The organism is Gilliamella sp. Lep-s35, assembly GCF_009795845.1.
Classification (GTDB): domain Bacteria; phylum Pseudomonadota; class Gammaproteobacteria; order Enterobacterales; family Orbaceae; genus Gilliamella.
Genome location: NZ_WTEX01000044.1, coordinates 1 through 5,788 on the forward strand (window position 1 = coordinate 1; position 5,788 = coordinate 5,788).

General features: G+C 32.3%; 5 protein-coding genes and 1 pseudogene. All 6 read left to right on the plus strand.

Annotated features, from left to right (window positions below):
* The first annotated feature begins 122 nt into the window (after positions 1-122).
* The 6 genes and pseudogenes from GQ590_RS11505 to GQ590_RS11530 all read left to right on the plus strand — a co-directional run bounded on the left by GQ590_RS11505 (position 123) and on the right by GQ590_RS11530 (position 4,837).
* Entirely contained in the window at positions 123-686 is a 564-nt protein-coding gene (locus tag GQ590_RS11505; RefSeq protein WP_160409168.1) for a pseudouridine synthase, read from the plus strand.
* Positions 687-807: 121 nt separating this feature from the next.
* A pseudogene (ftsY, locus tag GQ590_RS11510) lies at positions 808-1,731 on the plus strand (signal recognition particle-docking protein FtsY); the annotation flags it as partial.
* A gap of 9 nt (positions 1,732-1,740) precedes the next feature.
* Positions 1,741-2,400 carry a cell division ATP-binding protein FtsE gene (gene ftsE / locus GQ590_RS11515; RefSeq protein ID WP_160409166.1) on the plus strand — a complete coding sequence of 220 codons (660 nt, stop codon included), beginning with the start codon at positions 1,741-1,743 and terminating at the stop codon, positions 2,398-2,400.
* Complete coding sequence (ftsX, locus tag GQ590_RS11520) at positions 2,400-3,371, plus strand: permease-like cell division protein FtsX (RefSeq protein WP_160409164.1); 972 nt, start codon at positions 2,400-2,402, stop codon at positions 3,369-3,371. The genes ftsE and ftsX overlap by 1 nt, the downstream gene beginning before the upstream one ends.
* 201 nt (positions 3,372-3,572) lie before the next feature.
* Positions 3,573-4,433: an RNA polymerase sigma factor RpoH gene (gene rpoH / locus GQ590_RS11525; RefSeq protein WP_160409162.1), complete on the plus strand. Its 861-nt coding sequence runs from the start codon at positions 3,573-3,575 to the stop codon at positions 4,431-4,433.
* Between the two features lie 110 nt (positions 4,434-4,543).
* A complete protein-coding gene (locus tag GQ590_RS11530; protein ID WP_160409160.1) occupies positions 4,544-4,837 on the plus strand; it encodes a hypothetical protein in 294 nt (97 codons plus the stop codon).
* Positions 4,838-5,788 lie beyond the last annotated feature (951 nt).

A 5,788-nucleotide genomic window follows, 5' to 3' on the forward strand; every position in this document is an offset into this window, starting at 1 on the left:
TGGTAGTGTGGGTATTACCCATGTGAGAGTAGGGTGCCGCCAGACTTTTAAATACACGAGCCCAGCAGCAATGCTGGGCTTTTTTGCTTTCAGGGTTTTAATTGATTAATATAGATTGGTAAATGAATACTTTAATAGCTTTCAATAAACCATTTAATGTCATAACTCAATTTTCACCGCATGAAAAATATCAGACATTAAAAGATTTTATACAATTACCTAATTTTTATCCTGCAGGACGTTTGGATACCGATAGTGAAGGATTATTATTATTAACAAATAATGGAAAATTACAATCCAAAATCAGCTCACCAAAATTTAAATTACCTAAAACTTATTGGGTACAAGTTGAAGGTATTATCAACCAACAAGCTATAAATAAACTAAGAAAAGGCATACAATTAAAAGAATTTGACACAGCGCCAGCTATAGTAAATTTTCTTGATGATCCAAAAGAACTATGGGAAAGAATTCCTCCTATTAGAGAACGCAAAACCGTACCTACTTCATGGGTGAGTATTACAATCTCGGAAGGAAAAAACCGACAAGTTAGACGAATGTGTGCTGCAGTTGGTTTTCCTTGTTTAAGATTGGTGAGAGTTCAAATTGGAAAATATAATTTATTTACTCATCAGTTGCCATTAAATGATTGGCGATATATCACAACTCAAGATATTTATTTTTAACAAAAGATTTGAAAAAATAATATTAGTCTCTTTTATTGAATGCATTGGGCTTTATTCTAAAATAAGATAGAATGATCATTAGAAATGATCTTAGGGTAAATTATTTATGTTTGAACAAAAAAAAGAAGGATTTTTCTCTCGGTTAAAAAAAGGTCTTTTTAAGACCAAACAAAATATTGGATCTGGTTTTCTTAGTTTATTTAAAGGTAAAAAGATTGATCAAGCGCTATTTGAAGAGCTAGAAGAACAATTGCTTATTGCTGATGTAGGCTTTGATACAACACAAAAAATTATAGATAGTTTAACAAAACAAGCTTCAAGAAAAGAACTAAAAGATGCTGATGCATTACATGAGCTTTTAAAGCAAGAAATGAACTCAATTTTAAGTGGTGTCGATAAGCCTCTTGATATTAATAGCCACAAACCTTTTGTTATTTTGATGGTTGGTGTTAATGGTGTAGGAAAAACAACAACAATTGGCAAATTAGCCCGTCAATTTCAACAACAAGGCAAATCAGTTATGCTTGCCGCTGGTGATACCTTTCGTGCAGCGGCTGTTGAGCAGTTACAAGTCTGGGGAGAGCGTAATAACATCCCTGTAATTGCACAACATACTAACGCTGATTCAGCATCTGTCATCTTTGACGCAATACAGGCAGCAAAAGCCAAGAAAATAGACGTATTAATTGCTGATACTGCTGGTCGTTTACAAAACAAATCTCATTTAATGGACGAGCTCAAGAAGATAGTACGAGTCATTAAAAAGCAAGACGAAACGGCACCGCATGAAATCATGTTAACAATTGATGCAGGCACAGGTCAAAATGCAATTAGTCAAACCAAGCTTTTTAATGAAGCTATTGGTGTTACAGGCATGACATTAACGAAACTAGATGGTACTGCAAAAGGCGGAATTATTTTTAGTATTGCAGATCAGTTTAGTATTCCTATACGTTATATTGGAGTAGGTGAAAAAATTGATGATTTAAGACCTTTTGTTGCTGATGATTTTATTAATGCTTTGTTTGATCAAGCAGATGAATAGAGATAAATCATGATTCAATTTGAACGCGTAAGTAAAGTTTATTCTGGCGGTAAATCGGCATTACAAAATATAAACTTTACCCTATTACCAGGAGAAATGGCCTTTTTAACAGGGCATTCTGGTGCTGGTAAAAGCACTTTAATGCGATTGATTTGTGGTTTAGAAAAAGCTAATGATGGAAAAGTTTTATTAAACGGTGTTGATGTTTCAGGATTAAGTAAGCACGAAATGCCTTTTTTACGTCGCACGATTGGGATGATTTTTCAAGATCATCAGTTATTAATGGATCATACTGTTTATGATAATGTTGCAATTCCATTAATCATTTTAGGTAAATCATCAGAAGAAATTCGCAGGCGCGTTTCGGCATCATTGGATAAAGTTGGATTATTAAATAAAATGAAATTTTATCCAATACAGTTATCAGGAGGAGAACAGCAACGAGTTGGCATAGCACGAGCAATTGTTAATCGCCCTAGTGTTTTACTTGCTGATGAACCTACGGGTAATTTAGATGATAAGCTATCTAAAGATATTTTAAAGCTTTTTGAAGAATTTAACCAAGCAGGTGTAACGGTTTTGATGGCGACTCATAATATGGGACTTATTCGCCGCAGACACCATCGAATACTGCATTTAAATCAAGGGCTTTTAGAGGTTAGAAGTTAATGAATTACGCTAATAATAAACCGACAAAATTAAAGAAAAAAGACAATAATAGTTTTTTTTCTCGTTGGAAAAGACAAATTGGTTATGCTTGGCGTAATACTTTTAATGATTTTTCTCAACATATTTTTGCCTCGCTATTGACCGTTTTTGTTATTGCTATTTCAATTACTTTACCAACTATTAGTTACCTTCTTTGGAAAAATGTTAATCAAACTGCAAAACAATGGTACCCAACGCCTAATTTAACTATTTATATTAATAAAGATTTAACCAATGAACAAACAACTGAATTGATTGCTAAACTTAAATCTTATCCCGAAGTTGCTCAAGTTGATTATCTTTCTCGAGAAAAAACAATAGAAGAATTCAAAACATGGTCTGGATTTAGTAATGCATTGGATTTATTAGACGAAAATCCACTACCAGCCGTAGCTATTGTTATGCCTAAAGAAGAAGCAAAAAAAACAGTTATATTGCATCAATTACAAACTGAATTGCTTAAACTTAATGGTATAGATGATATAAAATTAGATGACAGTTGGTTTACTCGACTAACCGCATTAACCAGTATGATTAAATCTGTTGTATGGATCATCTCGGTATTTATGATTATTGCTGTGTCGCTTGTCATTGGAAATAGTATTCGATTAAATATTTTTGCTAGAAAGCAAACGATTGTTGTAATGCAACTAATTGGTGCAACCGAGGGATTTATTTTACGTCCTTTTCTTTATAGTGGCATTCTTATTGGCTTTATTAGTTCAATTATTTCTTTAATTCTATCGGAAATATTTATTTTTCAAATAGAATCAATTATATTAAATGTTTCAGACGTATTTGGAACAATAATCAATATCGAAGGGCTGTTATGGGATGAAAGTATATTGATTATACTTATTACTATGATTATAGGATGGTTTTCATCGCTTATTGCGACAAAAAAATATTTAAAAATAACACGAATTACCTAGTTATTTTTCTGTAATTAACTAGAATATAAGACAAATTTAATAGCTGCAAAGCTTAAATGAATACTTATTAATTTAAAATAAAAAGTATGAACTAATTTATAGTTTGCAGGTCTAATTAATAAATGCACATTAGTTTAACGTTTTTAATTGTTACATTTAATTGATGATGTGACAAAATGGCTTAATTTAAGGGGGAATTAAATGAGTACTGATTTAAAAATGCAAGTAGGTGCTTTAATCCCACAAGGAAATATCGAATCATACCTTCGCATGATTAACACTTACCCAATGTTAACGGCAGAAGAAGAAAAATCATTGGGTGAAAAACTTTATTATCATGATGATGTTGATGCTGCTCGCCAGTTAATTTTATCTCATTTACGATTTGTGGCGCATATTGCTCGTGGTTATTCTGGTTATGGCTTGCCACAAGCAGACTTAATTCAAGAAGGCAACATTGGGTTAATGAAAGCAGTACGACGTTTTAACCCTGAAATGGGCGTTCGTTTAGTCTCATTTGCTGTACATTGGATAAAAGCTGAAATCCACGAATATGTATTAAAAAACTGGCGTATTGTTAAAGTTGCGACAACCAAAGCACAAAGAAAGTTATTTTTTAATCTAAGAAAGACTAAACAACGTTTAGGTTGGTTTAGTAGTGCTGAAGTGGATATGGTTGCTGATGAATTAGGTGTAAGCCGTAAAGACGTACTTGAAATGGAATCACGCATGTCCGCACAAGACATGTCATTTGATATTGACAGTGACGACGATGACAATTCAATTGTTGCACCGGCACTATACTTAGAAGATGGTAACTCTGATTTTTCCAAATCAATTGAAAATGACAATTGGGAAAATGATGCGACAGATAAACTACATGACGCACTATCAAAACTAGACGAACGTAGCCAAGATATTATTAAGGCACGTTGGTTAGATTCTGATGATAGCAAATCAACATTGCAAGTATTAGCTGATAAATACAGCGTTTCGGCTGAACGTATCCGCCAACTTGAAAAAAATGCAATGAAAAAATTAAGGATGGCTATCGAAGCATAATTTTTCATTAATATTAACTTCCTAAGCCTTACTTTAAAAAGTAAGGCTTTTTTATCATTTAAATAAATTCAACAGCCGAATTTGTGTGTTAGTTTTATAGGGGATTTGAAATGTTAAAAAAATTTACAGCGTGTATATTATTTATTTTGGTCTCTTTTTGTCTTTTTGCTTGTAATAAAAACGACAAAAAGAGTGCCGTAAGCATATCTACAGGTTCAGTCGAATGTGATAAATATCTAACTCTAATAAATGAATTACAAGCACAATCCAAAATTCCATCTGATTCTAAAAAAAATTTAGAAGCTAGTATTGAGAGCTTCAAAGAACAGCTACGAAAGCATCCAGAATCGACCAAAAGAGAATGCAACTCAGCTTATACAGCTTTACGAGCTGCAGCTCGTTAATTCATCAAACATATTGCTTAATCATTTATTTAATAGGATCTTAATGTAGCAATTATAATAAATTTAAACTAGCAACACTCGAGGCAATCTGTAAACATTTAGATGTAAGAATTCCTCGCGTGGTTTACAGTAATTTGAGAAACTACTGTAATGAATATATATAAAACTTATCACAGACAAGCGATAGGGCGCTTATATCATAAAGAAAAATAACGGTCACTGATTTGGCTAATAAACGCTTTATGGTAAGTCGCTAGAGCATTTATAACGTGCTAAAAAAAGCCTAATTGAAGCTTTTGTGCCTTTAACCAGTAAAAATGAACGTTATAAAACCATCAATCAGGTATGGAATTAAACGCCTGTTAAAGTCGAAAAATCTATTGAAGATAAATTGAGACAGCGAGCTAAAGGCGATAAAAAAACTACTTGAGCGAAATGCTATAGGTTGATACTAAAAATTTACCTTTATTTAAAAATGAAGCGAAACAGCAAACTAGAGAATATTTGCTTGTTAGTATAAATATGATTTTTTTATTTTTTACATTAAACAGGTGTTTTCCTGAAACTTCTTGACAAAAATGACGCTGTTTTTATTTGTTAGATAAATGCTTATTAGATAAACTGCGTGATAACCGGCGTATCAAGCAAAAATCTACCAAATCCACTGCAAACAAACCAATGGGAAAGCCCAAAGTATGATATGAACTTTGAATTGAGATGTGGCACAATCAGCAAATATTCAGTGATGCAAAAGATAGAAAATAGCTTAAGCGATTGATTAAATTTTATAATACCTTTAAACCGCATAAAGTGATTTAAGGAAAAACGTCTTATGTATTTTTAGCGAATTAGTGTAACTCTCCCCTAAAATAGCACAACAAAAAAGTAGAAAATTCTCTATGATAAAAGTAAAAGAGGATTTAAACATGAAAAAAATAACTGAACACCAAA

Excerpts from the sequence above, each read along its gene's own strand:
- GQ590_RS11505 (WP_160409168.1), top strand. The coding sequence starts at position 123 with ATGAATACTTTAATAGCTTTCAATAAACCATTTAATGTCATAACTCAA.
- GQ590_RS11530 (WP_160409160.1), top strand. The coding sequence starts at position 4,544 with ATGTTAAAAAAATTTACAGCGTGTATATTATTTATTTTGGTCTCTTTT.
- ftsE (WP_160409166.1), top strand. The coding sequence starts at position 1,741 with ATGATTCAATTTGAACGCGTAAGTAAAGTTTATTCTGGCGGTAAATCG.
- rpoH (WP_160409162.1), top strand. The coding sequence starts at position 3,573 with ATGAGTACTGATTTAAAAATGCAAGTAGGTGCTTTAATCCCACAAGGA.
- ftsX (WP_160409164.1), top strand. The coding sequence starts at position 2,400 with ATGAATTACGCTAATAATAAACCGACAAAATTAAAGAAAAAAGACAAT.